23 protein-coding genes and 1 pseudogene are annotated in these 25237 nt (G+C 64.8%); 10 read left to right on the plus strand and 14 right to left on the minus strand.

Annotated elements, in window-relative coordinates; genetic code table 11:
* Positions 1-68: 68 nt before the first annotated feature.
* Positions 69-2906, plus strand: coding sequence for a TonB-dependent receptor (locus tag BTN82_RS10830; RefSeq protein ID WP_075119115.1), 2838 nt, complete (start codon positions 69-71; stop codon positions 2904-2906).
* Between the two features lie 96 nt (positions 2907-3002).
* Here BTN82_RS10830 and BTN82_RS10835 read toward each other — a convergent pair whose 3' ends face one another.
* Positions 3003-3920, minus strand: coding sequence for a LysR family transcriptional regulator (locus BTN82_RS10835; RefSeq protein ID WP_075119403.1), 918 nt, complete (start codon positions 3918-3920; stop codon positions 3003-3005).
* A 158-nt stretch (positions 3921-4078) separates the two neighbouring features.
* On the opposite strand from BTN82_RS10835, the gene BTN82_RS10840 reads away from it, so the two are divergent.
* Positions 4079-5284, plus strand: a complete 1206-nt coding sequence (locus tag BTN82_RS10840) for an MFS transporter (protein WP_075119116.1) — start codon at positions 4079-4081, stop codon at positions 5282-5284.
* A gap of 48 nt (positions 5285-5332) precedes the next feature.
* Here the strand turns inward: BTN82_RS10840 and BTN82_RS10845 are convergent, their stop codons facing one another.
* Entirely contained in the window at positions 5333-5989 is a 657-nt protein-coding gene (locus tag BTN82_RS10845; RefSeq protein WP_075119117.1) for an O-methyltransferase, read from the minus strand.
* A gap of 127 nt (positions 5990-6116) precedes the next feature.
* On the opposite strand from BTN82_RS10845, the gene BTN82_RS10850 reads away from it, so the two are divergent.
* Positions 6117-6743 (plus strand): TetR family transcriptional regulator, encoded by a 627-nt coding sequence (locus tag BTN82_RS10850; protein WP_075119118.1) that lies wholly within the window; start codon positions 6117-6119, stop codon positions 6741-6743.
* A gap of 71 nt (positions 6744-6814) precedes the next feature.
* On the opposite strand, the gene BTN82_RS10855 is transcribed toward BTN82_RS10850, so the two are convergent.
* Complete coding sequence (locus tag BTN82_RS10855; RefSeq protein ID WP_075119119.1) at positions 6815-9034, minus strand: OsmC domain/YcaO domain-containing protein; 2220 nt, start codon at positions 9032-9034, stop codon at positions 6815-6817.
* Between the two features lie 197 nt (positions 9035-9231).
* Between BTN82_RS10855 and BTN82_RS10860 the strand changes: the two genes are divergently transcribed.
* Complete coding sequence (locus BTN82_RS10860; protein WP_075119120.1) at positions 9232-10077, plus strand: LysR family transcriptional regulator; 846 nt, start codon at positions 9232-9234, stop codon at positions 10075-10077.
* Between the two features lies 1 nt (position 10078).
* Here the strand turns inward: BTN82_RS10860 and BTN82_RS31495 are convergent, their stop codons facing one another.
* On the minus strand, positions 10079-10204 hold the full coding sequence (locus tag BTN82_RS31495; RefSeq protein WP_261792951.1) for a hypothetical protein: 126 nt from the start codon (positions 10202-10204) through the stop codon (positions 10079-10081).
* Positions 10205-10339: 135 nt separating this feature from the next.
* Here BTN82_RS31495 and BTN82_RS10865 point away from each other — a divergent pair, with 135 nt between their 5' ends.
* Complete coding sequence (locus tag BTN82_RS10865) at positions 10340-11179, plus strand: EcsC family protein (RefSeq protein WP_075119121.1); 840 nt, start codon at positions 10340-10342, stop codon at positions 11177-11179.
* Here the strand turns inward: BTN82_RS10865 and BTN82_RS10870 are convergent.
* The 3 genes from BTN82_RS10870 to BTN82_RS10880 are packed head-to-tail and all read right to left on the minus strand — an operon-like array spanning position 11133 to position 13049.
* A complete protein-coding gene (locus BTN82_RS10870; protein ID WP_075119122.1) occupies positions 11133-11465 on the minus strand; it encodes a bacteriocin immunity protein in 333 nt (110 codons plus the stop codon). The two genes, BTN82_RS10865 and BTN82_RS10870, sit on opposite strands and share 47 nt — an antisense overlap.
* 1 nt (position 11466) lies before the next feature.
* The gene (locus BTN82_RS10875; RefSeq protein ID WP_075119123.1) at positions 11467-11727 is read right to left on the minus strand and encodes a bacteriocin immunity protein; all 261 of its coding nucleotides are present in this window, start codon (positions 11725-11727) and stop codon (positions 11467-11469) included.
* 5 nt (positions 11728-11732) lie between these two features.
* A complete protein-coding gene (locus tag BTN82_RS10880) occupies positions 11733-13049 on the minus strand; it encodes an S-type pyocin domain-containing protein (protein ID WP_075119124.1) in 1317 nt (438 codons plus the stop codon).
* 201 nt (positions 13050-13250) lie between these two features.
* On the opposite strand from BTN82_RS10880, the gene BTN82_RS10885 reads away from it, so the two are divergent.
* From BTN82_RS10885 to BTN82_RS10895, 3 genes are all read left to right on the plus strand, one after another.
* On the plus strand, positions 13251-14159 hold the full coding sequence (locus BTN82_RS10885; RefSeq protein WP_075119404.1) for an AraC family transcriptional regulator: 909 nt from the start codon (positions 13251-13253) through the stop codon (positions 14157-14159).
* Positions 14160-14588: 429 nt separating this feature from the next.
* Positions 14589-15395, plus strand: coding sequence for an alpha/beta hydrolase (locus tag BTN82_RS10890; RefSeq protein ID WP_315969263.1), 807 nt, complete (start codon positions 14589-14591; stop codon positions 15393-15395).
* Between the two features lie 89 nt (positions 15396-15484).
* Positions 15485-16414: an alpha/beta hydrolase gene (locus BTN82_RS10895; protein WP_075119125.1), complete on the plus strand. Its 930-nt coding sequence runs from the start codon at positions 15485-15487 to the stop codon at positions 16412-16414.
* 60 nt (positions 16415-16474) lie between these two features.
* Here the strand turns inward: BTN82_RS10895 and BTN82_RS10900 are convergent, their stop codons facing one another.
* Positions 16475-16987: a PaaI family thioesterase gene (locus BTN82_RS10900; RefSeq protein ID WP_075119126.1), complete on the minus strand. Its 513-nt coding sequence runs from the start codon at positions 16985-16987 to the stop codon at positions 16475-16477.
* Between the two features lie 36 nt (positions 16988-17023).
* Complete coding sequence (locus BTN82_RS10905) at positions 17024-17455, minus strand: hypothetical protein (RefSeq protein ID WP_075119127.1); 432 nt, start codon at positions 17453-17455, stop codon at positions 17024-17026.
* A gap of 251 nt (positions 17456-17706) precedes the next feature.
* Here BTN82_RS10905 and BTN82_RS10910 point away from each other — a divergent pair, with 251 nt between their 5' ends.
* Positions 17707-18036 carry a hypothetical protein gene (locus BTN82_RS10910; protein WP_075119128.1) on the plus strand — a complete coding sequence of 110 codons (330 nt, stop codon included), beginning with the start codon at positions 17707-17709 and terminating at the stop codon, positions 18034-18036.
* Positions 18037-18471: 435 nt separating this feature from the next.
* Here the strand turns inward: BTN82_RS10910 and BTN82_RS10915 are convergent, their stop codons facing one another.
* Entirely contained in the window at positions 18472-19368 is an 897-nt protein-coding gene (locus tag BTN82_RS10915) for a DMT family transporter (protein ID WP_075119129.1), read from the minus strand.
* A gap of 127 nt (positions 19369-19495) precedes the next feature.
* Here BTN82_RS10915 and BTN82_RS10920 point away from each other — a divergent pair, with 127 nt between their 5' ends.
* Positions 19496-20830 (plus strand): PLP-dependent aminotransferase family protein, encoded by a 1335-nt coding sequence (locus BTN82_RS10920; protein ID WP_075119130.1) that lies wholly within the window; start codon positions 19496-19498, stop codon positions 20828-20830.
* Positions 20831-20875: 45 nt separating this feature from the next.
* Here the strand turns inward: BTN82_RS10920 and BTN82_RS31840 are convergent, their stop codons facing one another.
* From BTN82_RS31840 to BTN82_RS10935, 4 genes and pseudogenes are all read right to left on the minus strand, one after another.
* Positions 20876-21739: a methyl-accepting chemotaxis protein gene (locus tag BTN82_RS31840; protein ID WP_410002805.1), complete on the minus strand. Its 864-nt coding sequence runs from the start codon at positions 21737-21739 to the stop codon at positions 20876-20878.
* Positions 21734-22504, minus strand: a pseudogene (locus BTN82_RS31845) (MCP four helix bundle domain-containing protein); the annotation flags it as partial. The pseudogene BTN82_RS31845 and the gene BTN82_RS31840, both read right to left, overlap by 6 nt.
* Positions 22505-22816: 312 nt before the next feature.
* The gene (locus tag BTN82_RS10930) at positions 22817-23509 is read right to left on the minus strand and encodes a DUF6602 domain-containing protein (protein ID WP_075119132.1); all 693 of its coding nucleotides are present in this window, start codon (positions 23507-23509) and stop codon (positions 22817-22819) included.
* 142 nt (positions 23510-23651) lie between these two features.
* A complete protein-coding gene (locus BTN82_RS10935) occupies positions 23652-25097 on the minus strand; it encodes a SulP family inorganic anion transporter (protein WP_075119133.1) in 1446 nt (481 codons plus the stop codon).
* Between the last annotated feature and the right edge of the window lie 140 nt (positions 25098-25237).

The raw sequence follows: 25237 nt of genomic DNA on the forward strand, positions 1-25237 counted from the left end.
TTCGATCTGGCTTGGCCTCTAGGTATGACCCATCGGCACAGGTGGGTGCCAACCCCTAGGAGCCCTGCATGACATTCCCCGCCCGTGCCTTGCGCACCCGCACTTTTGCCCTGCTGTTATTGAGCCTGCCGCCCTTGGCTGGCGAAGCGGTGTTCGCCGCCGACGCGCTGCAGCATTACAACATTGCCGCCGGCCCGCTGGACCAGGTGCTGTCGCGTTTCGGCGCCCAGGCGGGCATCAGCATGGCCGGCAGCGCGCTGCTCACCGCCGGCAAGAACAGCCAGGGCCTGCAAGGGGATTTCAATACCGAGGCGGGGCTGATCCAGTTGCTGGCGGGCACCGGCCTGAGCTATCAGCGTCAGGCGGACGGCAGCTATGCCCTGCGTTTGCAGCAGGAGGCGGTGTCGTTGCCGGCGCAGCAGGTCAAGGGCGAAAATCCCGAGCTGGAGGAGGTCTACCTGGCGCCGCGTTCGTCGGTGTACATCTCCGGCGAGGAGATGCAGCGCTTCGGCGCGGTCTCGGTGGGCGACGTGCTCAAGGGCCAGCCCGGGGTGCAGGTCGGTGACAGCCGTAACGGCGGCGGCCTGGACGTGAACATCCGCGGTATCCAGGGCCAGAGCCGGGTGGCGGTGACGGTGGACGGTTCGCAGCAGGCGCTGGACGTCTATCGCGGTTACGCCGGCACCCAGCAACGCAGCTACATCGACCCGGACCTGATCAGCGACATCGCCATCGACAAGGGCCCGAGCCTGACTTCCAGCGCCATCGGCGGCACGGTGAAGATGCGCACCCTGGGCGTCGACGACATCCTCAAGGACGGCCAGAACGTCGGCCTGCGCCTCAAGGGCGAGCTGTGGAACAACGGCGTCGACCCGGCTTCGCGCGACGGCCATTCGAAAACCCAGGATCTGTACTCGGAACCGCACCAGAGCCGCGGCGGCTTGTTCGGTTCGGACGCGGAAGCCGGCAGCGCCGCGTTCGCCTACCGGCATGATCTGTTCGACGTGGTGGCGGCCTACGCCAAGCGCAACCAGGGCAACTATTTCGCCGGCAAGAAGGGCCAGGACCGCTACCGCACCTACAACCGCTGGGGCGGCGAAGAGACCAGCGTGGCCACGACCTACAACGCGGGCGAGGAGGTGCTCAACTCGTCGTCGAAGACCGAGTCGTTCCTGCTCAAGACCACGATTCGCCCGGCGGACGACCACACCCTCGACCTCGGCTACCGACGCTACGACGGGCACATCGGCGAGATCATGCCGTCGGACATTTTCCGCTTCGGCACCGGCGGCATTTACCAGTACCCCCTGGGCCACACCAAGATCGACACCTACACCGCGCGCTACAACTACTTGCCGGCGGACAACCCGCTGGTGGACCTGACTGCCAACCTGTGGATGACCGACGCCCAGACCAGCCAACTGACCTCGGTGGCGGCCCCGGCTTCGCAAGCCTACCGCTCGGACCGTGCCTGGAGCCGCCAGGCCGATCGGCGCATCGGCGGCGACCTGAGCAACACCTCGCGTTTCCAGAGCGACTACGGCGATTTCAAGCTCGACCTGGGCAGCTCGTTCCAGGTCGAGGACCTGAGCCCGCAAAAGGGCGTGGTCACCACCCAGCACGACATCAACGCCAACCGCATGCTGCGCGAAGGGACGCGGCAGGAGTTCAGCTTCAACGGCAAGCTGGAATACAAGCCTGTGCAGAGCCTGGCCCTGTGGGGCGGCGGGCGCTACACCCACTACCGCAGCAAGGACAAGGTGGCTTCCGCGACCGCGCGCTGGGAAGAGCGTGACTTGCGCTACGTGGGGGTCTCGAACGACGAGCGCTCCGGCAACATGCTGTGGTTTCCGGACGCGAGCGGGCAGTTCACCGACGCCACCGACCCGCGCCTGAACAACGGCATCGTGTTCAATAACACCAACTTCCCGTTCGAGGGCATCAACTACAACGACTTCGGCGCGACCGAGTCGACGGTCTATCCGTCCCAGGTCGGCGAGGTGGTCACCGGCTACGACTATGGCGGCAAGAACAGCAACAGCGGCGGCGCCTTTGCCCCGGCCTTCGGCATCAACTTCGAAGTGGCGCCGGACACCTTCGTCTATGCGTCCTACACCGAGGGCCTGCGCATGCCGTCGCTGTTCGAGACCAGCCAGGGCGTGTTGCAGACCATGCCGGGCAAAGGCTTGAAACCCGAGCGCTCGCGCAGTTGGGAAGTCGGCGCCAGCACCCTGCAGAAGGGCCTGTTGCTGGACAACGACACGGCGGCGCTCAAGCTGGCCTACTTCGATAACGACATCCAGAACTACATCACCCGCTACTACGACCCGAGCCCGGGCCTGATGGGCCTGATGCGCTTCAGCAACACCGACAGCTACAAGACCCGCGGCCTGGAATTGCAGGCCCATTACGACGCCGGCCGGGCCTTCGCCGACCTGTCGTCCACCTACTACCTGAAGACCGAAACCTGCGACTCGGCCTTCGCCGCCACACTGCGCGCCAGCAGCAATCGCTATCAGGACCTGAGCGGTACGCCGGACTGCACCCCGGGCAGCTTCATGGGCTCCTACACCAACACCCAGAATCCGCCGAAGCTGGCCGGGAACCTGACCACCGGCCTGCGTTTCTTCGACCAGAGCCTGACCGTCGGCACCCGCATGACCTACACCTCCGGGCCCACCGTCACCGCCGACGAGAACTGGCAGACCGGCGCCACCACGCCGCAGCTGAACTACCACCAGGTGACGCTGGTCGACCTGTTCCTCAACTACAAGTTGAAGGAGCACACCCAATTGAATGTGTCGCTGCAGAACCTCACCGACCGCTACTACCTGGACCCACTGGCGCAGAGCTTCATGCCGGCACCGGGGCGCACGCTGCGGGTGGGGATGCAGACCAAGTTCTGAGGGGCGGGCAGGGCTGATCGGCCAGCGGCAACCGCTGGCCGACTCCGCGCCGGGCCGAGCGCCGCCTCTTGCCGAAGCGCTATCGACCAGGAGCGCTTATCGGCCATCGCCCAGCGTCAGGCCTGCGACTAGCGCTTCCAGCAGGAGGCTGATCTTGGGCAGGGTCTCGCGACGTTTAATCCAGGCCAGGTGGATCGGCAGGCCCTCGGTTGCCAGATGCGGCAGCACCTGCACCAATGCGCCCTCGTCCAGCTGTCGCTGGACCAGCCACGACGGCAACTGCGCGATGCCGCAGCCCGCCATGACCGCTGTCACGATCCCTTCGCCATTGCCTACCACAAACCGGGCGGCGACCTGCCGGCGGGTTGTCGTGCCCTGGCCGTCGGCGAAACTCCAGGGGTTGACCCTGCCGTCCACCCAGCCATAGGCGATGCACTGATGCTGCTCCAGGTCGGGCTCGGTCAGCGGGATGCCCTGCCTGGCCAGGTAGGCGGGGGCGGCACACAAGATATGGCGCTCGTGGGCCAGGCAGCGGTGGCCTACCGTATCCGGCCAGGCCTGCGGGTCTGCGATACGCACCACCATGTCGACGCCTGCCTTGAACGGGTCGACGAAACCGTCGGAAAAGGAAATATGCGGGATCAGGGCCGGATGATCCTGCATGACGCGCAGGAACAGGGGCAGCACCTGGGCCCGGCCAAAGGCCCCGGGCAGGTCTATTCGCACACTGCCGCGCAGCCCGCTGGCGTCTGCCTTGAGCGAGTGCTCGGCCTCTTCCAGATCGGCCAGCACGCCAGTGCAGGTGCGATAGAAGGCCATTCCCGCGTCGGTCAGCGAGAGGTGCCGGGTGGTCCGCTGGAACAGTCGGATGCCCAGGCGGCCTTCGAGGCGAGCGATACTTTTACTGATGGCGGAGCCTGTCAGGTGCAGTTGCTCGGCGGCGGCGGTGAAGCTACCAGCCTGGGCAACGCAGACAAACACATCGATGCCTTTCAAGCGTTCGGAGGGAAACATGGCCATTCTCGATTGATGAATTCATGTCCTGATACCAGGTAGAAAACATCATAAATGAGAGTTGCATTCAGCAGTATGCTGGGTCCGCGCCCAGGCTCTCGAGCGATTCGCCAGGCGCGGCTCCCACCACCCAGGATTGGCATAACGATGAGGCAAGGATGCTGGCCACGCTGAGAAACTATCCGACCACCGTCAACCTGCTGCTTTCGGCATCCCTGGTGCTGACCCTCGCCCGAGCGGTCACGCTGCCTTATCTGGTCATTTATTTAGCCGGCAATTTCCACTTGGGCATCGCCGATACCGGCCTGGTCATCGGCAGCGCCTTGATCGTCGGATCGCTGTTGAGCCTATACGGCGGGTTCCTGGTGGACCGACTGTCCAGCTATGGGCTGATCCTGGTCTCCTGCGGCGTGTTCACCGCGGGGTTTCTCGGCACCTTCGTCGCCCGCGATCTCTGGCTGTTCTACCTGTGCCTGGTGGCGATCAACCTGGCCTATGCGGTCATCGATATCGCCGTGAAGTCGGGGTTTGCCAGCCTGCTGCCGGTGGCTGGGCGTAGCGAAGTGTTTTCCATCAAATACACCCTGACCAATATCGGCTATGCCGTCGGCCCCTTTCTCGGCGCGGGAGTGGCCAGGCTGGATATCAGCCTGCCGTTCCTGCTGTCCGCGGGGCTTGGCGCAGGTTTTTTCTTCAGCTATTTCGTGTGGGGCGACAGAGGCCTGGCGGGTGTCGGGGCCAACCAGCCACCGGTACCATTCCTGGCCGTGGGCAGGCTGCTGCTGCGCGATCGCCGGCTGGTGTGCTTTACCCTGGGCGGGCTGTTCAGCGCCGTGGTCTTCGGCCAGTTCAGCGCTTATCTCTCGCAGTACCTGGTGGTGACCACGACTGCCGAAACCACGTACCGGATTATCAGCACCCTCGTGGCGACCAACGCCCTGACGGTGATTGGCCTGCAATACCTTATCGGCCGGAGGATTTCCCAGGAACGCTTGCACCTGTGGCTCGCCGCTGGGCTGGCCATGTTTATCCTGGGGCTGGCCGGTTTTGCCCTGTCGACCACCCTGGGTTGCTGGGTGATCGCCATGGCCATTTTCACGCTTGGCGAGATTATCGTGTTTCCCGCCGAATACATGTTTATCGACAAGATCGCCCCCAGCCATTTGCGCGGCATGTACTACGGCGCGCAAAACCTCAACAACCTGGGAGCGGCCTTGGGGCCTGTGCTGTGCGGGGCGGTGTTGGCGACTCAGCCGGCCCAGTCCATCTTCTACATGCTGATGCTGTTCATTGTCGCGGGCGGTGGGCTGTACTTCCTGGGGGCATCTGTTTCGGGCAATACGGCGCCAGGCAAGGTGGATTGAACAGGCTCGAGCCGGCGACCCCGATCCGCCCCCCGACTTTCGGCTGGATCAACCCAAGCGCACCGACAACTCGACGTCGTCGCCCACCGCCACCGACAGGTAGCCGTTGGCCGGCAAGCGCACATGCGCCAGGTATTCGGGGCAGTAGTCGGTGTTGTCGGCGATCACCAGTGCCCCCGGCTTGAGGCGGCTTTCCAACAGGGCCAGCACATCGCGGTACAGCGCCTTGGCGCCGTCGAGCAACAGCAGGTCGATGGTTTCGGGCAGGTCGCGGGCCAGGGTGACGAGGGCGTCGCCTTCGCGAATCTGCACCAGGTCGTCGACGCCGCCTTCGCTCAGGTGCTCGCGGGCCAGGGCGATTTTCGATGGCTCGAACTCGCTGCCGATCAGCACGCCACCGCCGTTGTCGCGCAGCGCGGCGGCCAGGTGCAGGGTGGAAAGACCGAACGACGTGCCGAACTCGACAATGGCTCGGGCCCTGGTGCTGCGGGCCAGCATGTACAGCAGCGTGCCGGTTTCCCGCGAGACCGGCAGCCACAGGTCCTTGAGCAATCCGTAGAGTTCGCGGTATTCGGTCTTGCTGCGCATCAGGCGCTCGCGTTCGGCAGTGGAAACGCTGGCCAGAAGGGGGCTGGTGGCGGCGCCGGCTTGCGTGTAAAGGCGCTCGATCAGCGGCGCCAGTGGGGCTGAAGTCAGGGTGGTCATGGGTGTTTTCCGTCAAGTTGAGCGCTGGGAAGCGCGAGGCTAAAATGCGAACAATTCGTCGCATTCAAAGTATGCGAAGGCTCCGTCGCATTCGCTATTCGCATTGGCCCAAGGCCGGAACGTTCCCATGACCAGTCGCCAGAGCCCCCGTATTTCCTCGCGCAAACTGCCGCAGCAGGCCCGTTCCACCGAGTTGGTGGCGGCCATCCTGGAGGCGGCTACTCAGGTTTTGGCCAAGGAAGGCGCCAGCCGTTTCACCACCGCGCGGGTGGCGGAGCGGGCTGGGGTGAGCGTCGGCTCGGTGTACCAATACTTCCCCAACAAGGCCGCCATCCTGTTCCGCCTGCAGAGCGACGAATGGCAGCAAACCACGCACATGCTGCGGGACATTCTGCAGGAAAGGCGCACGCCGCCGCTGGAGCGGTTGCGTGCCCTGGTGCATGCGTTCATTCGTTCAGAGTGCGACGAGGCGCAGATGCGCGGCGCGTTGAGCGATGCGGCGCCGCTCTATCGCGATGCGCCCGAGGCCCGGGAGGTTCGCGCGGCGGGGCAGGGGATTTTCCAGGCGTTCCTGCTCGAGTTGCTGCCCGAGGCGCCCGAGGCAACCCGCGCCCTGGCTTGCGACCTGGTCTTGACCACCCTCAGTTCAGTTGGCAAGGAGTTTTCAGGCACGCCGCGCACCCCCGCGCAAATCGCTGCTTACGCCGAGGCGATGGCGCAGATGTTTCGCGCTTATCTGGTGGGGCTCGACTGACGCTGAGGCGAGTCAGGGATTTTCTCCAAGGCACAAAAAAAGCACCCAAGGTGCTTTTTTTGTCAGTGCGCTCAGCGGGACAGCGCCGCCGCCCTGGCCCGTGCCGCGTGCAGCTTCTTGTAGCTGTCGATCAGCCGCAGGTGGCGGTCGAGACCCTCCAGTTTCATGCTGGTCGGGGTCAGGCCATGGAAGCGCACATCCCCCTTCACCGAGCCGATCACCGCATCCATCCGCTCGTTGCCGAACATGCGGCGGAAATTGGCTTCGTAATCCGCCAGGTCCAGGTCTTCGTCGAGTTCCATCTCCAGTACCGCATTCATCGCCTGGTAAAACAGGCCACGCTCGGCGGTGTTGTCGTTGTACTGCAGGAACATCTCCACGCACTCCTTGGCCTCTTCATATTGCTGCAAGGCCAGGAAGATCAGCAGCTTCAGCTCCAGGATGGTCAGTTGGCCCCAGGCGGTGTTGTCGTCGAACTCGATGCCGATCAGGGTGGTGATATCGGTGTAGTCGTCGAGCTCGCTTTCTATCAGGCGCTCGAGCAATGCCTGCAACTCATCCTCGTCGAGGCTGTGCAGGTTGAGGATATCCGCGCGGAAAAACAGCGCCTTGTTGGTGTTGTCCCAGATCAGGTCGTCCACCGGGTAGATTTCCGAATAGTCCGGCACCAGGATGCGGCAGGCGGTGGCGCCCAGGTGCTCGTACACGGCCATGTAGGACTCCTTGCCCATGGCTTCGAGGATGCCGAACAAGGTCGCGGCTTCCTGGGCGTTCGACCCTTCTTTTTCACTGGAGCCGCCTTGGCCGGAAAAGTCCCACTCGACGAACTCATAATCCGACTGGGCGCTGAAGAAGCGCCACGACACCACGCCGCTGGAGTCGATGAAGTGTTCGACGAAGTTGTTCGGCTCGGTGACCGCCTGGCCTTCGAACGTCGGTTGCGGCAAATCGTTCAAGCCCTCGAAGCTGCGGCCTTGCAGCAATTCGGTGAGGCTGCGCTCCAGCGCCACCTCAAAGCTTGGGTGAGCGCCGAACGAGGCAAAGACGCCACCGGTACGCGGGTTCATCAAGGTCACGCACATCACCGGGAACTCGCCGCCCAGGGACGCATCCTTGACCAGCACCGGAAAGCCCTGGGCCTCCAGGCCCTGGATGCCGGCGAGAATCCCCGGGTATTTGGCCAATACGTGCGCCGGAACATCCGGCAGGGCGAATTCGCCTTCGATGATTTCGCGTTTGACCGCGCGCTCGAAGATTTCCGACAGGCACTGCACCTGGGCTTCAGCCAGGGTGTTGCCGGCGCTCATGCCGTTGCTGAGGTAGAGGTTCTCGATCAGGTTGGACGGGAAGTACACCACTTCGCCGTCCGACTGGCGCACGAACGGCAGCGAAACGATGCCGCGCTCTTCATTGCCGGAATTGGTGTCGAACAGGTGCGAGCCGCGCAGTTCGCCATCGCGGTTGTAGATTTTCAGGCAGTAGGGGTCGAGGATTTCGCTGGGCAGCTCATCCTTGGGGCCGGGCTGGAACCAGCGCTCGTCCGGGTAATGCACGAACGGCGCGTTGGCAATCTCTTCGCCCCAGAACTGGTCGTTGTAGAAGAAGTTGCAGTTCAGGCGCTCGATGAATTCGCCCAGGGCCGAGGCCAGCGCGCCTTCCTTGGTCGCGCCCTTGCCGTTGGTGAAGCACATCGGCGACTGCGCGTCGCGAATATGCAGCGACCAGACGTTGGGCACGATGTTGCGCCACGAGGCGATCTCGATCTTCATGCCCAGGCCGGCCAGGATGGACGACATGTTGGCGATGGTCTGTTCCAGCGGCAGGTCCTTGCCGGCGATGTAGGTGCTGGCGTCCGAGCCCCCGCTCGGCATCAGCAGGGCCTGGGCGTCGGCGTCGAGGTTTTCCACCTCTTCAATGACAAACTCGGGCCCGGCCTGTACCACTTTCTTGACGGTGCAGCGGTCGATGGAGCGCAGGATGCCCAGGCGGTCCTTCTCGGAAATGTCCGCCGGCAATTCCACCTGGATCTTGAAGATCTGGTTGTAGCGGTTTTCCGGGTCGACGATGTTGTTCTGCGACAGGCGAATGTTGTCGGTGGGGATGTCGCGGGTCTGGCAGTACAGCTTGACGAAGTACGCCGCGCACAAGGCCGAGGAGGCCAGGAAATAGTCGAACGGACCCGGTGCCGAGCCATCGCCCTTGTAGCGGATGGGCTGGTCGGCCACCACCGTGAAGTCATCGAACTTGGCTTCAAGCCGGAGGTTGTCGAGAAAGTTGACCTTGATTTCCATGGGGGCACACCGAATAACGAGTGAAACGAAAAGGCCGCCATTATCCGGTTTTTCCGCGGGAAGTCTTGCGCTTTCGGCCAGGGCCGCTGGCCGGTAGGCGGCCGCTCTGGCGGGGCAATTTTTCCCGGGCGCTCGCGTTCTACGGCCCGAGCGCCGTGTTAACGTCGGGTTCTCTGCCAGCCTGGTCGCACCCCACCATGAAAATGCCCGACATCGATGCCATCCAGGCCTTCGTCCTGGTGGCGCAGTTCAAGAGCTTCACCCGCGCCGCCGAGGCCCTGGGCGCTACCCAGGCCGCCGTCAGCCTGAAGATCAAGCGGCTGGAGGAAAGCCTCGGCCGCCAGTTGCTGGAGCGCACGCCGCGGCGGGTGGTCCTGTCCGCCCAGGGGCAGGTGTTCCTGGCCAGTGCCCGGCGCTTGCTGGAGCACTATCAAGAGGCGATCGACTGCTTCGGGCAGCGTAAACGCACCCTGCGGGTGGGCGTCAGCCATCATATCGTCGGTGCCGACCTGAGCCGGTGGCTGCGACGCCTGGCCAACACCGACCCGGAGGTGGTGGTCGCCTTCAGCCTGGGCACTTCGCGGGGCATGCTGGACAGCTACGAGCAGGGCCAGCTGGACGTAGCCCTGATCCTGCGTCACGACAACCGCCGCCAGGACGGCGAGGTGGTCGGCAGCGAACGGTTTGCCTGGATGGCGGCCGAGGACTTCCAGTTGCCCGCTGGAGCGCCGTTGCCCCTGGCGTTCCAGCCTGAACCCTGCGGCATGCGCAGCATGGTGGTGAATGCCCTGGATACTCATGACCGCCTGTGGCAGGAGGCGTTTGTCGGCAGCGGCATCCTGGCGATCGGCGCCGCGGTGGTGGCCGGCATCGGCATCGGCGCGATGGTTGCGCGCATGGCGCCCCAGGGTTGTGTCGATGTGCAGCAACGCTTCGGCTTGCCGCCGCTGCCCAGTCGTGACGTGGTGCTCTACAGCGCACACCGCGACGCCCAGGCCCAGGCGCTGATCCGTACCATGAGCGCGGGGATTGCGGGGCGGTGAGTCAGAGCAAGCGATGCCCGACCCAGGCCAGCAGCAGGGTCAGGCCGAGAATGGGCAGGCCGGCGAGGCCGAATGCGCCGAGCTGGATCAGCACGGCCGTGAGTGGGCGGATCGGGCGGGGTTCCATCAGGGCTTCCTCAAGGATTGCGTCAGCCCAGTCTGGCGAAGGGCGCGCGCCCGAAACAGGCGCCATGGGCTATTTCAGTGATAAGCGCCGCGTGGGGTTGGCCCTGCGCGAGCGGTGCGGCGCCAGGAGGAAATCGTGAGTATCAAAGATCACCCGCAAGACTATAAGGACCTCAAGCGCGCCGTCGCTTTGCTCGAGTCGCCGTCCCTGACGGCGAAACTGTCCGGCTTGCTCGGCTCGCCCATCGAAGGCGCGGTCAAGGCCCTACCGGAGGCGGTCTCGAAGAAGATCAACGGCGCGGTGACGGCAGCGCTGCACGCGTCCGCCGACGCGGCGCTGCGGAGCCTGGAGAACCAGCCGAAAAAGCCGGCCTCGACCCGCCTGCACAAACTCTATGCGGCCACGTCCGGAGCGGTCGGCGGGGCCTTCGGTTTTACCGCGCTGTTTCTCGAACTGCCGGTCTCCACGACCATCATGATGCGCTCGGTGGCCGACGTGGCCCGCAGCGAAGGGTTCGACCTGCAAGACTTCGCCACCCAGCAGGCCTGTATCGAAGTGTTCGCCATGGGCGGCAACAGCCAGGCCGACGACGCGACGGAAACCGGCTACTACCTCACCCGTAGCTTCACCACCCAGACTATGCAACAACTGGCCAAGGAGCTCGCCGCCATGGCCGCCAAGCAAGGGGCCGGCGCCGCAAGCCGGCTGACCCCGGGGCAGGCCGGAAAGTGGCTGGCGGTACTGATCGAGAAAGTCGCCGGGCGTTTTGGCGTGACCATTTCCAGCAAGTTCGCGGCCCAGGCCGTCCCGGTGATCGGCGCCTTTACCGGCGCGACCATCAACGCCCTGTTCACTGACTTCTACCAGGACATGGCCCGCGGGCACTTCACCGTCAAGCGGCTGGAGGACAAGTACGGCTATGAGTCGATCAAGAGCGAGTACGAGGCGATCGTGAGCAAGAGGTTGGTGGGGTAGAAGGCGGAGCGGCGGCGATGGCGACGGGCGGTTTGAAACCTGGTAGTCCGTTGGCCTTGCGCCAGGCTTTGACGGTTTTCAAAATGCCTTCGGGCGAGTCGTCAGCATTGTCAGCGGGGTAGAAGAGCAGGTCCGAACCTTTGGGGTGCTCTGATATTTTTCGAAAATGTCGGACCAGAGCAGAATGCTCGTCTTCACTTTGACAACTGACTTCACGGATCTCTGTCAGGAGTCGAAGGAATTCTTGCTCCGTGTACTCCGAAATACAGCTTCTTAAGGTTGTCACCTTAGGTCTCCTTGAACCCAGGCAGATGATGGGTGGAACGCCACTCTTTAACCGTCCTGGTTATTCCTTCGGGGGTGCATTGCGCTTCATCCTCCGGCCAGTAGATCAGGTCGGAACCGTCTGGGTGCCCGGTAAGCCGCCTGAACTTGTCCAGAAGATCATCCAGCACTTCGTCGGGAGTACCGTTTCCATTGGCGGTGAATACTTCCTGCATGAAGCGAATGAATTCAGCTTCTGTGTAGTCGGAGATGCTATTTCCCATGATGTTTACCGATGATTATCTATGTGATTTTTAGGGGTATTTATTCTTATATTATCTAGGTCGTAGATTTTTCCACCTTCCGATATCCATTCAACATGATGAAGTTCGAAGCTGGCTCTTTTTCCTACAATGTCTCGTTGGCGAGCTTTGGGCGCATTCCCACCTCGCATACGAGTGATGTTCTGCTCGTTGAATTGACTAACCAGTTCTGGATCTTTGGAAATGGCCCTCCAAAACGCCTCCCTAAACGCATCAAAGCTACTGAACTCCTTCCCTCGCAACTGATCGGCAATACCTCGGGGTATCGGAACACCTGACCCGACGCCAGCCCCCGCGAGCCAGATACCTTTCACATCCTGCCCCTGACCCGTAACCGTCCCGGGGGTCTTGCGCACGCTCAGCACGATATACAGCGGCCGGACCCCCGACCCCGGCGGGAACACCAGGATGAAGTCCTTGTAGTCCGGTGGGTAGATCGGGTTGACGATGATCTGGTCCGCCTGTTCGGTCGGCGGGAAGATCCAGATGTGCGGCGCCTGGGGCGCGGCTTCCAGCGGGGGGATGCTCGAGGTGCTGGACGGGGCGTGCGCGGGTGTCCAGATCAGGGTGATGCCGTCGCCGAAGTCGGCCACGTGTTGCTGGCCTTTGGCGACGAAGCGCACCACCGGCACCCTTTCCCAGCCGCGGTGCGTTTGTGTGTTGTAGCCGTAGCCTTTGAGGGTGCCGTCGGGCTGTTGCTCGATATGCAGGCGGACGCGGGTGCGGCCTGTTTTCAGGGTGTTGAGTTGTTCGGGGCTGTACAGGGCGCTGTCGCCTAGGCTCGATGGCCAGAGCAGGGCGACCATGCCGGCCAGGGCACCCGCCATGGCGCCGCTGGCTGCTCCAGCTCCGGCCAGGCGGGCGGACGCCAGTGCTTCGCCACCCAGGGCAAGGTTGCCCAGGGCGGCGGGAAGGGCGCCGCCGCTGATTTTCCGCAGCGGGAGGTTTCCCGACTCGTCTGCCGCGCGGCCGCCCAGCAGGACCAGCTCGCCATAGTCTTTGACGGCGCCGGTGGGGATCGCCCCCGAGGGGCTGCTGTAGTTGATGATCCCGTCGGGCAGCTTGCAGGATTTGGTGAAGGTGCAGCCGGCCGTGGCCGCTGGCGGCCGGGGTGTTCGGGGGAGGCTGTCTGCGTAGGCCTGTTGGCGCGCGAGCATCTGCTCGTAGGCGTCCTGCCTGGCCGCTTGTTCCGCCTGTTCGCTTGGCGTCTTGTGGCGATAGGTGACGTGGTGGCCGTCGCCGGACGGCGGGTTCTTGATCGGGGGGAGTCTGTCGCGCGCCATCCAGCGTTCTGCCTGTCCATCCAATGCGGGCTTCCAGCCAAAGGCGGGAAGGCATCAACCCTAGAGGGTATGGAGCGGCATTACAGTGGGAGGATTCTGAAAGGCTTGAAGGGCGAGTCTCTATGAAGAAAAAAATCGTACTCCTCCCGCAATCGGTGCAAAGTGACCGGCACCCTTTGCCAGAACGCCGACCGCCACACCATGAGCCCAGCCCAACCCCGCGACGCCACCCAGGCCATGCCCCTGGCCGTCCTGATCGCCCGGCACGCCAGGACTTCCGGCGATTTCGCCACCGCCGTACCCAACCTGACGCTGCATCGGCGGGCGGTGCCCACGGAGCCTGTACCTTGCATCTACAGCCTGGGACTGGGCGTGGTGGCGCAGGGCGGCAAGCGGGTGATGCTGCAGGATTCGATCATCGACTACCGGGCCGGGCAGGGCATGCTGACCAGCATCGACCAGCCGGTGGTGACCCACGTGTCGCAGGCTTCGGCGGCGGAGCCGTTCCTTGGGGCGATGCTGACCCTGGACATGCACCTGATCCTGCAGACCGCCGCGCAAATGCCGGCGCCGCCGCCGACGCGGGCCGGCGACTATCGGACGCTGGTGATCGACGAGCTGGAGCCGGGGCTGGTCGATGCCCTGGAACGCCTGCTGGGGTTACTGGACGAGCCGACGCTGCTCCCCCAGCTGGCGCCGCTGATCCAGCAGGAGATCGTCGTGCGTTTGCTGGCGGGGCGTCACCGCCTGGCGTTGCAGCACCTGCTGGCGGCGGGTTCGCCGATCCAGCAGATCTTCCGTGCAGTGGCCTGGCTCAAGCAGCATTTCACCCAACCGGTTCGGGTGGACGATCTGGCGCAGCGGGCGCATATGAGTTCGTCCAGCTTCCGCCAGCATTTTCGCGCGATCACCGGGGTCAGCCCGTTGCAGTTCCACAAGCAGCTGCGCCTGCAGGAAGCCCGGCAACTGATGCTCAACCAGAACATCGACGTCGGTCGCGCCGCCGGGCTGGTGGGGTATGAAAGCGCCTCGCAGTTCAGCCGGGAATACAGCCGAGTGTTCGGCGCGCCGCCACAACGCGATATCCAGCGGGTGCGCCAAGCGGGTTGAGCTTCTGCCGTCGCCCCGGGGGCAGCGAAATAGGCAAATCCTGCGCGGGCGTTTAGCCGAAGCGAATGCCCGCTTGGACAGGCCCGGTCTCACCGCCAACGGGCCTGTGTCTAGCTGTAGCGGCGATGCTCATCCGCCACGCCTGGCAAGCCGGCAGAATCCGCGAAACAGGCAAACTTGCCAGCGGAATAGGCAAGGTTTCGCCCGGGGTCATTCCTATACTCGTTTCCAGCGACCACGCAGCCCCAAGGCCCGCGGCGTCCAGCCACGGCGGCCCGAGCGTGTTTTTCCAGGGGCGTCTATCCAGCGAAACGAGCCATGAGCGGAGACCAGATCATGCAAACAGTGCAGTTCAAGCATCGCGACATCCTGATGGCGGGCCACCTCTATACCCCGGTCGGCTTCGACGCGTAGCAGCAATACCCGGCCATCATCGCCGTACACCCGGGCGGTGGGGTGAAGGAGCAGACCGCGGGCACCTACGCGAAGCTGCTGGCCGCGCAGGGCTTCGTCACCCTGGCGTTCGACGCTTCCTACCAGGGCGAGAGCGGCGGCGAGCCGCATTTTCTCGATGAGCCGATGAACCGCGTGGCGGACGTGTACAGCGCCGTCGATTACCTGACCACGCTGGCCTTCGTCGATGCCGGGCGCATCGGCGTATTGGGCATCTGCGCCGGTGGCGGCTTCGCTGTGAAGGCGGCGTCGGTGGACCGGCGGATCAAGGCCGTGGCCACCGCCAGTGCGGTCAACGTCGGTTCCGCCACCCGCAAAGGGTGGGAAGGGCAGGGCTCGATTGACGATCTGCTGCCGGTACTCGATGCCCTGGCCGGCCAGCGCAGTGCCGAGGCCGCCGGCGCCGCGGCGGTCTATGCGCCCTATGTGCCACAGCTGGGCGATAGCAGCGCCCCCCGCGACCTGCGAGAAGCCGCGGACTACTACCTGACGCCCCGCGCCCAGCACCCCAATGCGCAGAACAAGATGCTGATGAACGGCCTCGGCGCTTGGGTGGCCTTTGATGCCTTTGATCTGGTGGAGCAGTTGCTGACCCAGCCGGTCCTGGCCATCGCCGGCAGCGAGGCCGGTTCGCTGTGGCACAGCCAGGAGCTGTACGCCAAGGCCCAGGGCCAGAAGGAGCTGTTCATCATCGACGGCGCAGCCCATATGGACCTCTACGACGGCGAGCAGGTCGGCACGGCGCTGGGCAAGCTCGGCCCGTTCTTCAAGCGACACCTGTGATACCCCGGCCCCATTGACTGGCGGCGCACAGCGCGCCCTACGGACAACCGATACCCGCGCGCCCAATGCGGTGCGCCAGGAGCACGTTCATGAGCAATATCAAGCACGTCACCTACAGGAACCTCGGCTGGGACAGCACGGCGGATATCTACCTGCCGGCGGATTTCGATGAGACCCGGCGTTACCCGGCCATCGTCAGCACCCACCCCATCGGCAGTTGCAAGGAGCAGACCTCCGGCAATGTCTACGCCGCCGGGCTGGCCAGGGCAGGCTTCGTCGCCATCGCCTTCGACGCCAGTTTCCAGGGGGGTAGTGGTGGCCAGCCGCGCTTTATCGAAGATCCCGCGATCCGCGTCTCGGACATCCGTTTTGCCATCGACTACTTGCTGACCCTGCCGTATGTGGACCCCGGGCGCATCGGCGCCATCGGTGTCTGTGGCGGCGGCGCCTACACCGTCCACGCGGCGATGACCGATCACCGGATCAAGGCCCTGGTTTCCATCACGGGGGTGAATTTCGGCCGCCTGATCCGCGAGGGTTTCAGTGCTTTCAACCCGGTCGGTGCCTTGCAGGCCATGGCCAGCCAGCGCACCGCCGAAGCCCAGGGCGCGGCGCGGCAGGTCATCGATTACCTGCCGCCTTCGGTGGCCGAGGCGCGGCAGAGTGGGGTTGCCGATATCGATGTGCTGGAAGCCACCGACTATTACAAGTCTCCGCGCGGCCAGACCCCGAACGGTGCCACCAGCGGCTTGTTTTCCTTCAATGGCGCGGCCATGGCCTGGGATGCTTTCCTGCATGCCGAGGTGCTGCTGACCCAACCGCTGATGGTGGTGATCGGCGACAAGCCCGGCGGCTTCGGCGCCTACCGCGATGGCTGGGAGATCTATGGCCGTGCCGCTTCCACCGACAAGCAGATGGTGGTCGCCGAAGGCTGGTCCCACTACGACCTGTACGACCGTCCCGAACCGGTGGCGCTAGCCATGGCCCGGGTGGTGCCGTTCTTCCAGGAGCATTTGTAAGGCATTGCGAGGGAGCACTGCCTGGCCGAGTTCTGGCCGGGCTTCAGGGGATCAGCGGTATCAGGCCGGCTGGGCCGGATCAGCCTCCCGGCCATGGGCCGCTGCCGCCAACTGCTCGGTATCGACCCGCACGAACAGCGAGTCGCCAACGGCCGTCAGCACATCGCCGGCATACACCTCGCAGATCACCCGGCTTTTGCGGCCGACGTCGCCTTCGACCCTGGCGCGCAGGGTCAGGGGCACGCCCATCGGGGTGGGCTTGATGAACTTGATGCCGAGGTTGCCGGTCACGCAGTTGATGCGCGGCAGGCTGTCCAGGGAGCGTTGTTCGGCGCGGTAGTGGTAGGCCATGGCGGTCCAGTTGGAATGGCAGTCCACCAGCATCGCGATCAGGCCGCCATACACCAGTTCGGGCCAGCCACAGTACTTGGCGTCCGGCAGGTGCTCGGCCATCACATGCACCCCGTCCGCATGCCAGTGGCTCTTGATGTGCAGGCCATGGGGGTTGCTGCCGCCGCAGCCGTAGCACACGCCATCCGGCGCGGCGCTGTCTTGCATGGAAAGCGGATGCATGTCGTCACCTTTTTATTGTTGGAGAGGGTCCTGGACTCAGGCCGCTGCCTGCGCCTGGATCGGCAGTTCCCCGTCGATTTCCTTGACCAGGCCGCTGGCCAGCAACAGCGGCAGCAGGCGGTTGTGCAGTTGCGGCTCGACGAATTCCTTGACGGCGTCCAGCGCCAGGTTGCCGCTGACGTCCAGCTCGGCCTTGGTGTAGGACAGCCAGGCCTTTTTCAGCGCCAGCAGCACGTCGCTGCCCGCGGTGTTGGCGAAGCGGCGGTGGGTGGCCTGGCCGTCGAATTCGAAGCTGTGCTGGAAGGCATAACCCGCCTCGTTGCCCTGGCTGGCCACGCAACGCCCGCAGGTGCATCGGCCGGCGCCGAAGGCCGTGCGCAGGAAGCTGTTGAAGTCCACCACGGGCTTGAGGCTCAGGCGCTTGTCGACCTCGAACAGGTCCCCGGTCAGTTTCTCTTCAGTACTCAACGTCCATTTCCTCCATCGTGCGGCATTTTTTACAGGGCCGCACGATACCAGCCGGACGCCGCCACGGGGGACTTTTCTGCCCGGCGCGCGGGTGCTGCAAGCCGCCAGGGCCGGTCGCGGTGTGCGTACGGGATAAGTGGCCATTAAAAGAGAGGCACATTGCCTTCTCCGAGCCTGCGTCGTGCTGGCCCCGCAAGCGCCGAATCGTCGCCAAAATCACTTTAATTTCAGGTGGTTAGGTAGATCGAAAAATGCGCAATGTGTGGATCACGCTGACCTCGTTCGCCCTGGTCGGCGCGGCGGCCGCGGCCGAGGGCAAGGAGCTGGCGGCCAACGACCGGTATGTGTGCAGCTGGGGCGCGGGGACGGCGGCCCGGGCGCAGGAGCTGAAGCTGTCGGGCGTTTCCTTGTATGCCGCCCGGCAAAAGTTGCAGGCCTACAAGTTCAGCAAGGGCTGGATGCGGATGCTGGCCATGGGCATAACCGAACAGACCTACGACAGCGCTTCGCGGGCCAAGCCGGCCACGGTTCGCCAGGGCTTTTACGAGGATTGCGTGCGCTACAAGCTGGCGCGCAAGTAACTCAAGGTCGGGGGCGGTTTGGGGCAGGGGATCGCCGCTTGCCCGAGCTGCCATGCTGACGGGGGCGCTGGCGGCCCTGGGCCGGAGCGTATCGGCTTTGACGCATGTACCCGGCCCTTTGGCTGAGGAGTCGACATGACCCCCTGACCATCTGATCCGTATTTTTCTTTTTTACCTGCATCTGTATCGGGATCAGATCTGGCCTGACAATGGCTCACCCCCGGGCGCACTGGCCCACCGGCAGCGACCCGAGGGGGCGTTCTGTGTTTCGCGTTGGCGAACACCTATTGTTTCAGGAGGCCTTATGGCGAAGATGGCGATTTTCTTGTTTGGATTCTTGGCGCTGACCATCGCAATCGGGGTATTGGCCACCATCTCTCCGGTCTGAAGGGCAACCTGCGTCCAGCCCGGTCCTTGCGGGGCGAGACTGGGCCGCTAGCGTGCGAACCTCCTCGCCCCGGCCACGCACCCGATCACCGCCACGGTCACTGCGAGCATGCCCAGGCTGACCTGTTCGTGCAGCAGCGTGGCTGCCAGCGCCAGGCCAAAGAACGGTTGCAGCAATTGCAACTGGCCGACGGCGGCGATTCCGCCCTGGGCCAGGCCGCGATACCAGAAGACGAACCCGATCAGCATGCTGAACAGCGCGACGTAGGCCAGGCTCAGCCAGGCCGGCGGGGTGATGCCGGCAAACGAAGGCGGGGCGCTGTACAGGGTCAGCAAGGCCATGAGCGGCAGCGACACCACCAGCGCCCAGGAAATCACCTGCCAGCCGCCCAGGGTCCTGGACAGCTTCGCGCCCTCCGCGTAACCCAGGCCGCAGGCCAGGATGGCCAGCAGCATCAGCAGGTCGCCGGCCGGCGCGACGCTCAGCCCCTGGGACAGCGCGAACCCCACCACCAGCAGGCTGCCCAGGCCCGAGAACAGCCAGAACACCGGTCGCGGCCGCTCGCCGCCGCGCAGCACGCCGAACGCCGCGGTGGCCAGCGGCAGCAGGCCGACGAAGACGATGGAATGGGCCGAGGTGACGTACTGCAACGCCAGCGCGGTCAACAGCGGAAAACCCACCACCACGCCCAGGGCCACGATGGTCAGGGGCCACAGCTGGTCTCTGCTGGGGCGTTTTTCCTTGAACAGCAGCAACAGGCACAGGGCCAAAACGCCGGCGATGCTGGCGCGGGCTACGGTCAGGAACAGCGGGTCGAACTCCAGCACTGCGAGTCGGGTGGCCGGCAGCGAGCCGCTGAAGATCAGCACGCCGATAAAGCCGTTGAGCCAGCCGCTGGCGGTCTTGGGCGTGCTCGAGTGTTGCAGGTTAGATGTCCGTTCCATGAAAGGGCTCTGTGTGGTTCGGGAACAAGCGCAGCGCTGCGGGGCACGATTGCGCCGGGGCTGCTCAGGCCTCATCCTAGGCAGGCAAAGCAATACAATCAAAATATTGTCATGGATACAGGTGCCTATGGCCCGCGCCCGCTATAAACAACTGGTCGACGGTTTTGCCGCCGATATCCGTGCCGGTGCCTTGCCCCCCGGCACTCGCCTGCCCACTCACCGCGAACTGGCGGCCCGGGAAGGGCTGGCGCTGGTGACGGCTTCGCGGGTCTACGCCGAACTGGAGGCTATGGGCCTGGTCAGCGGCGAGGCCGGGCGCGGCACCTTTGTCCGCGAGACCGCGCTGCCGCCCGGCCAGGGCATCGATCAGCAGCCGCTGGCGGCGGGCACCCTGGACCTCAATTTCAACTACCCCGCGCTGCCTGGGCAGGCCGAGCTGCTGCGCGGGGCCTTGCGCCAGCTGGCGGCGGCCGGCGACCTGGAGGCGCTGCTGCGCTACCAGCCCCACAGCGGCCGGCCCCATGAGCGGGCGGCGCTGGCCCGCCATCTGGCCAGCCGCGGGCTGACGGTGGCCGCGGAGCAATTGTCGATCGTCAGCGGCGCCCAGCACGGTCTGGCGGCCACGGTGATGGCGCTGCTCAAGCCCGGCGATGTGGTGGCCACCGATGCCCTGACGTACCCGGGGTTCAAGGTCGCAGCCGACGCCCAGGGCGTCGAGCTGGTGTCGATTGCCCTGAGCGAGCAGGGCCCCGACCTGGACGCCTTCGAGCAACTGTGCCGCAACCGCCGGGTGCGCGCGGTGTATGCCATGCCGACCCTGCACAACCCCATGGGCTGGGTGCTCGACCTGGCATGGCGCGAGCGTCTGGTGCGCATCGCCCGGCAGCATCGGCTGCTGATTATCGAGGACGGCGCCTATGCCTTTCTCGCCGAGGACCCGCCCGCGCCGCTGATGGCCCTGGCGCCGGAACTCACGGTCTATGTCTCGGGTTTCTCGAAGAATGTCGCCACCGGGCTGCGGGTCGGTTTCGTCGTCGCGCCGCTGGCCTGGGTGCCGCTGATCGAGCGGGCGATTCGCGCGACCACCTGGAACACCCCCGGAGTGATGACGGCGCTGGTCTGCAACTGGCTCGACGACGGCACGGTGGAGCGCCTGGAGGCAGAGAAACGCCAGGACGCGACAGCCCGGCAAACCCTGGCCAGGGAGGTGCTGGCCGGCCTGCGTTGCATCGGCCATCCGGCGTCGTATTTCCTCTGGTTGCCGCTGCCTGAAGAGGTGCGCGCCGACCAGGTGGCCATGGCGCTGCAGCGGGAAAAGGTCTCGGTGTCCACCGCCGAGCCCTTTGTCAGCGCCGCGCCGGTGCCCCACGCCATCCGCCTGGCCCTGGGCTCGCTCGACATGGAGCAACTGCGCGTGGCCCTGGAACGGGTGCGGCGGGTGATTGGCGAGTACGCCTACTGAAACAACTCCCGCGCACTCGGGCGCGGGAGTCGGGTGCGTTGGCCCTCAGACCTTGAACTGGTTCACCAGGCCGTTGAGTTCCACCGCCAGGCGCGACAGGTCCTGGCTGGCGGCGTTGCTCTGGTTGGCGCCGGCCGAGGTCTGTGTGGCCAGGTCGCGGATGTTCACCAGGTTGCGGTCCACTTCGCGGGCGACCTGGGCCTGCTCTTCGCTGGCGCTGGCGATCACCAGGTTGCGTTCGTTGATCGCGGTGATGGCCTGGGTGATCTGGTCCAGGGCCAGGCCCGAGGCGCGGGCGGCTTCCAGGGTCAGGTGGGCGCGCTCGTTGCTGTGACGCATGGCGCTGACCGCGCCTTCGGTGCCTTCCTCGATGGTACCGATCATGCTTTCGATTTCCTGGGTCGACTGCTGGGTGCGGTGGGCGAGGGCGCGCACTTCGTCGGCGACCACGGCGAAACCGCGTCCGGCATCGCCGGCCCGGGCGGCCTCGATGGCGGCGTTGAGGGCCAGCAGGTTGGTCTGTTCGGCGATCGAGCGGATCACTTCCAGCACCTGGCCGATATTGCGCACATCCACCGCCAGGTGTTCGACCTGTTCGCAGGTGCGGGTCACTTCGTCGGCCAGGTCGCCGATGGAGTCGACGGTGTGTTGCACCTGCTCACGCCCGTGGTGGGCGGTGGTGTCGGTTTCCCGCGAGGCTTCGGAGGTGCTGACGGCGTTGCGCGCGACTTCTTCCACGGCTGCAGTCATCTCGTTGACCGCGGTGGCGGCCTGCTCCAGTTCGTTGCTCTGCTGGTGCAGGGTCTTGCTGGAGTCCTCGGTCACCGCATGCAGTTCCTCGGCGGCCGAGGCCAGCTGGCTGGAGGAATCGGCGATCTTCTGCAGGGTGCTGCGCAGGCTCTCTTGCATGCGTTGCAGGGCCAGCAGCAGGCGCGCCGGCTCATCGTTGCCGGTCACGTGGATGGCATGGCAGAGGTCGCCGCTGGCGATGGTCTCGGCGACTTCCACAGCCTGGCCCAGCGGCCGCACGATGCTGCGGGTCAGCACCAGGGCCAGGCCGACGGTCAGCACCAGCACCACCGCGAGGATCGCCAGCACCAGGCCGACAGCGCTGTGGTACACCTCGTTGCTGCGGGTGGCCGCCGCTTCGCCGCCGTGGGTGTTGACCTCGACCACGGTCAGCAACTCCTTGAGCATGGCGTCGGCGTTGGTCAGGAAGGAGCCGCCGTCGACAATCGCGATCGCCTCGTCCTTGTGCCCCTGGCGCGCCAGATCGAGGACGCGGCGCTGCTCCTGGAGGTACTTGGCCTTGACGTTGAGGTAGCGCGCGTAGGCGGCTTTTTCCTCGGGGGCGATGCTGACTTTTTCGTAGGCCTGCTCCTGGACCGACAACTGCTCCTCGAGCTGATCGACCCGGTTCAGCAGGGCCTCGACGTCGGCGCTGTCGCGCACCACCAGCAGGCGCAGGGTCAGGGTGCGGATCTGGGTACTGCTCAAGGCCATGGCATTGGCCGCGACGATCGAGGGCAGCCAGTTTCTGTCGACCTCCAGCGATTGCTCGTTCATGCGCCGCATTTCCAGCAGGGAGAACACCCCGAGCGCGACGGCCAGCAAGGCGATCAGGGCAAAACTGAGGCCTGCACGGCGGGAAATATTCATCGATCGTAAAAGCATGGCGGTGTTCCTTGTGGCGGCAAAAGGCACAACCTGCACCGCATCGGGCAGGTTCGCAGCAGAGCGGCGCGCTGCGGAATGGCTCCGGGGCGCCGTCGGTTCTTGCAGGCAAGGCAGGCGGGAGGCGCATCGAGGCGCCTTCTTTATGGGCGTTTCCGGGGGGACGAGGCGGCACGGGCCCTGCCGGAAAGGTGGCGATGATATCACAGTGATGTCTCTGTTTTGGCCGAAACCGCCTCTCGCCGAGCGACGAAAACAGGCGAGCCATGGCTCGCCTGTTTTTCCGGGGAGGAAGCGGGTGGGCTTGGTCAATCAGTCCAGGAGCGAGACGTAGCTCTTGACGTCGAAGCGGCTGTTTCTATTGAACGACAACCAATTGGAGAGGCTGCACAGGAACGCGAAAATGGCGCTGTCGCCGGTGGCTTCATAGTTTCCCGAGGGTTCGAAACTGAAAAAGTAAGCGGGATCGAGGCACAGGATGCCGGTGGGGTAATTCTGGCCTTTCCCTCTGCACTCTTCGAACAGCCACTTGGCAATGGTGTCCGGCTGCGCACCCTGGAAGGCGATGATGTAGGACGGGACCAGGTATTCGTTGTGGTGGATGGATTCTTTTTGCGACTTCTTCCGCTGCAACTGCTGGACCGCATCGCTTTGCGCGAATGCCTCGACCTTCTGCTTGCGCAGGTCGGACTTCACTTCGATGGCCGCCGCCACGGTATCGGCGAAGTAGAGACGTTGCTTGCCGGAGGTGATGGGCAGGCTGAAGCTCTGCTCGCACTCGAGCACGATATCTACCTGGCCCGAGGTCTTGCCGTAGCAGTCCATGATCACTCCGGACCCGTAGCGCACGTTCTGCGGCAGCACGCGAGCCAGCAGGCTTTCGATGATCAGTTCGCGTTCGTTGCCCATGACCGTCGAAGGGTATTTCTGCGATTGCTTGTGCCCCAGCATCAGGCTTTCTCTCAACGTCTCGATACTGTTCAGCAGCAGGTCTTTGCCTGACATGATTCACTCCTTGAAATTTCGATGGGCTGGCTACCCCGCTAGAAGCCGGGGCCGTCTGACAGTAAGAAAGCAGGGATGGGGTGTAAAGGCATTTGTCGAACGGAGCTGCCCACCGAAGATGGCCGCCTCTTGAGGTCCGCCCCTAGCCGTGCTGGATCCCCGCCCGCTTGAGCAACTGCTTGCAACGCTCGGACAGGTGCGTTACCCGCAGGTGCTTGCCGGCCTTGGCGTAGCGTTCGCGCAGGGTTTTCAGGGCGGCGATGGCCGAGTAGTCGACGAAGCTCAAGTGCTGGCAGTCGAGGGTGACCTGGGCCGGGTCACCCGCGGGGTCGAAGTGGTTGAGAAAGGACGTGGTCGAGGCGAAGAACAGCGTGCCGTGGACCCGGTACAGCTTGCTGCCGTCGGCCTCCTGGTGGCTGTCGGCGTACAGCTCGCGCGAATGTTGCCAGGCGAAGTTCAGGGCGGCGATGACGATGCCGCACAGCACCGCGGTGGCGAGGTCGGTGAACACGGTAATGGCGGTGACCGCGACGATCACCAGCATGTCGTTGAGCGGCACTTTGTGCAGCACCCGCAGCGAGCCCCAGGCGAAGGTCTGCTGGGACACCACGAACATCACCCCGACCAGCGCCGCCAGCGGGATGCGTTCGATCAAGGGCGAGAGGAACAGCACGAACAGTAGGATCATCACGCCCGCGACCACGCCCGACAACCGGCCGCGGCCGCCGGAACTGAGGTTGATCACGGTCTGGCCGATCATCGCGCAACCGCCCATGCCGCCGAACAGGCCGGAGACGATATTCGCCGCCCCCAGGGCCACGCACTCGCGGTCCGGCGCGCCGCGGCTCTCGGTGAATTCGTCGGTGAGGTTGAGGGTCAGCAGGGTTTCCAGCAGGCCGACCATGGCCATCAGGAAGGCGTAGGGGGCGATGATGCCGAGGGTGTCCAGGTTCCAGGCAATGTCCGGCAGGACGAACTGCGGCAGGCCGCCGGCGATGTGCGCCATGTCGCCCAGGGTGCGGGTCGGCAGGCCCAGCAGGTAGACCAGCAGGCCGACCCCGAGGATCGCCGCCAGCGCCGGCGGCACCGCGCGGCTCAGGCGCGGCAGCAGGTAGACGATGGCCATGGTCAGCGCCACCAGCCCCAGCATCAGCCACAAGGCCATGCCGCCGAGCCAGCGTTCACCGGTCTTGAAGTGCTCCAGTTGGGCCAGGGCGATGATGATCGCCAGGCCGTTGACGAAACCGAGCATCACTGGATACGGCACGATCCGCACCAGCTTGCCCAGGCGCAGCAGGCCGAAGGCGATCATGATCAGCCCGCCCAGCAGCACCGTGGCCAGCAGGTACTGCACGCCGTGCTGCACCACCAGCGCGACGATCACCACCGCCATCGACCCGGCGGCGCCGGAAATCATCCCCGGGCGGCCGCCGAACAGCGCGGTCAGGGTGCAGAGGATGAAAGCCCCGTACAGGCCCATCAGCGGGTTGAGGTGGGCGACCAGGGCGAAGGCGATGCACTCGGGCACCAGCGCGAACGAGGTGGTGAGGCCGGCCAGGATGTCGGCGCGAAGGCGAGCGGGTTTCATGGATTACCTGAGAGGACGGCCAGCGGCGGCCGGGGATTGCGGGGAAGGCGCGAATGTTACGGAATAACGGCTGTGGCGGCCACCCGGACGGGTTTTGCGGGGGCGAAGGCGGCAAGGAATGGAGTGAGGGCAGGGCGCGG

Source organism: Pseudomonas chlororaphis (genome assembly GCF_001921865.1).
GTDB lineage: Bacteria > Pseudomonadota > Gammaproteobacteria > Pseudomonadales > Pseudomonadaceae > Aquipseudomonas > Aquipseudomonas chlororaphis_D.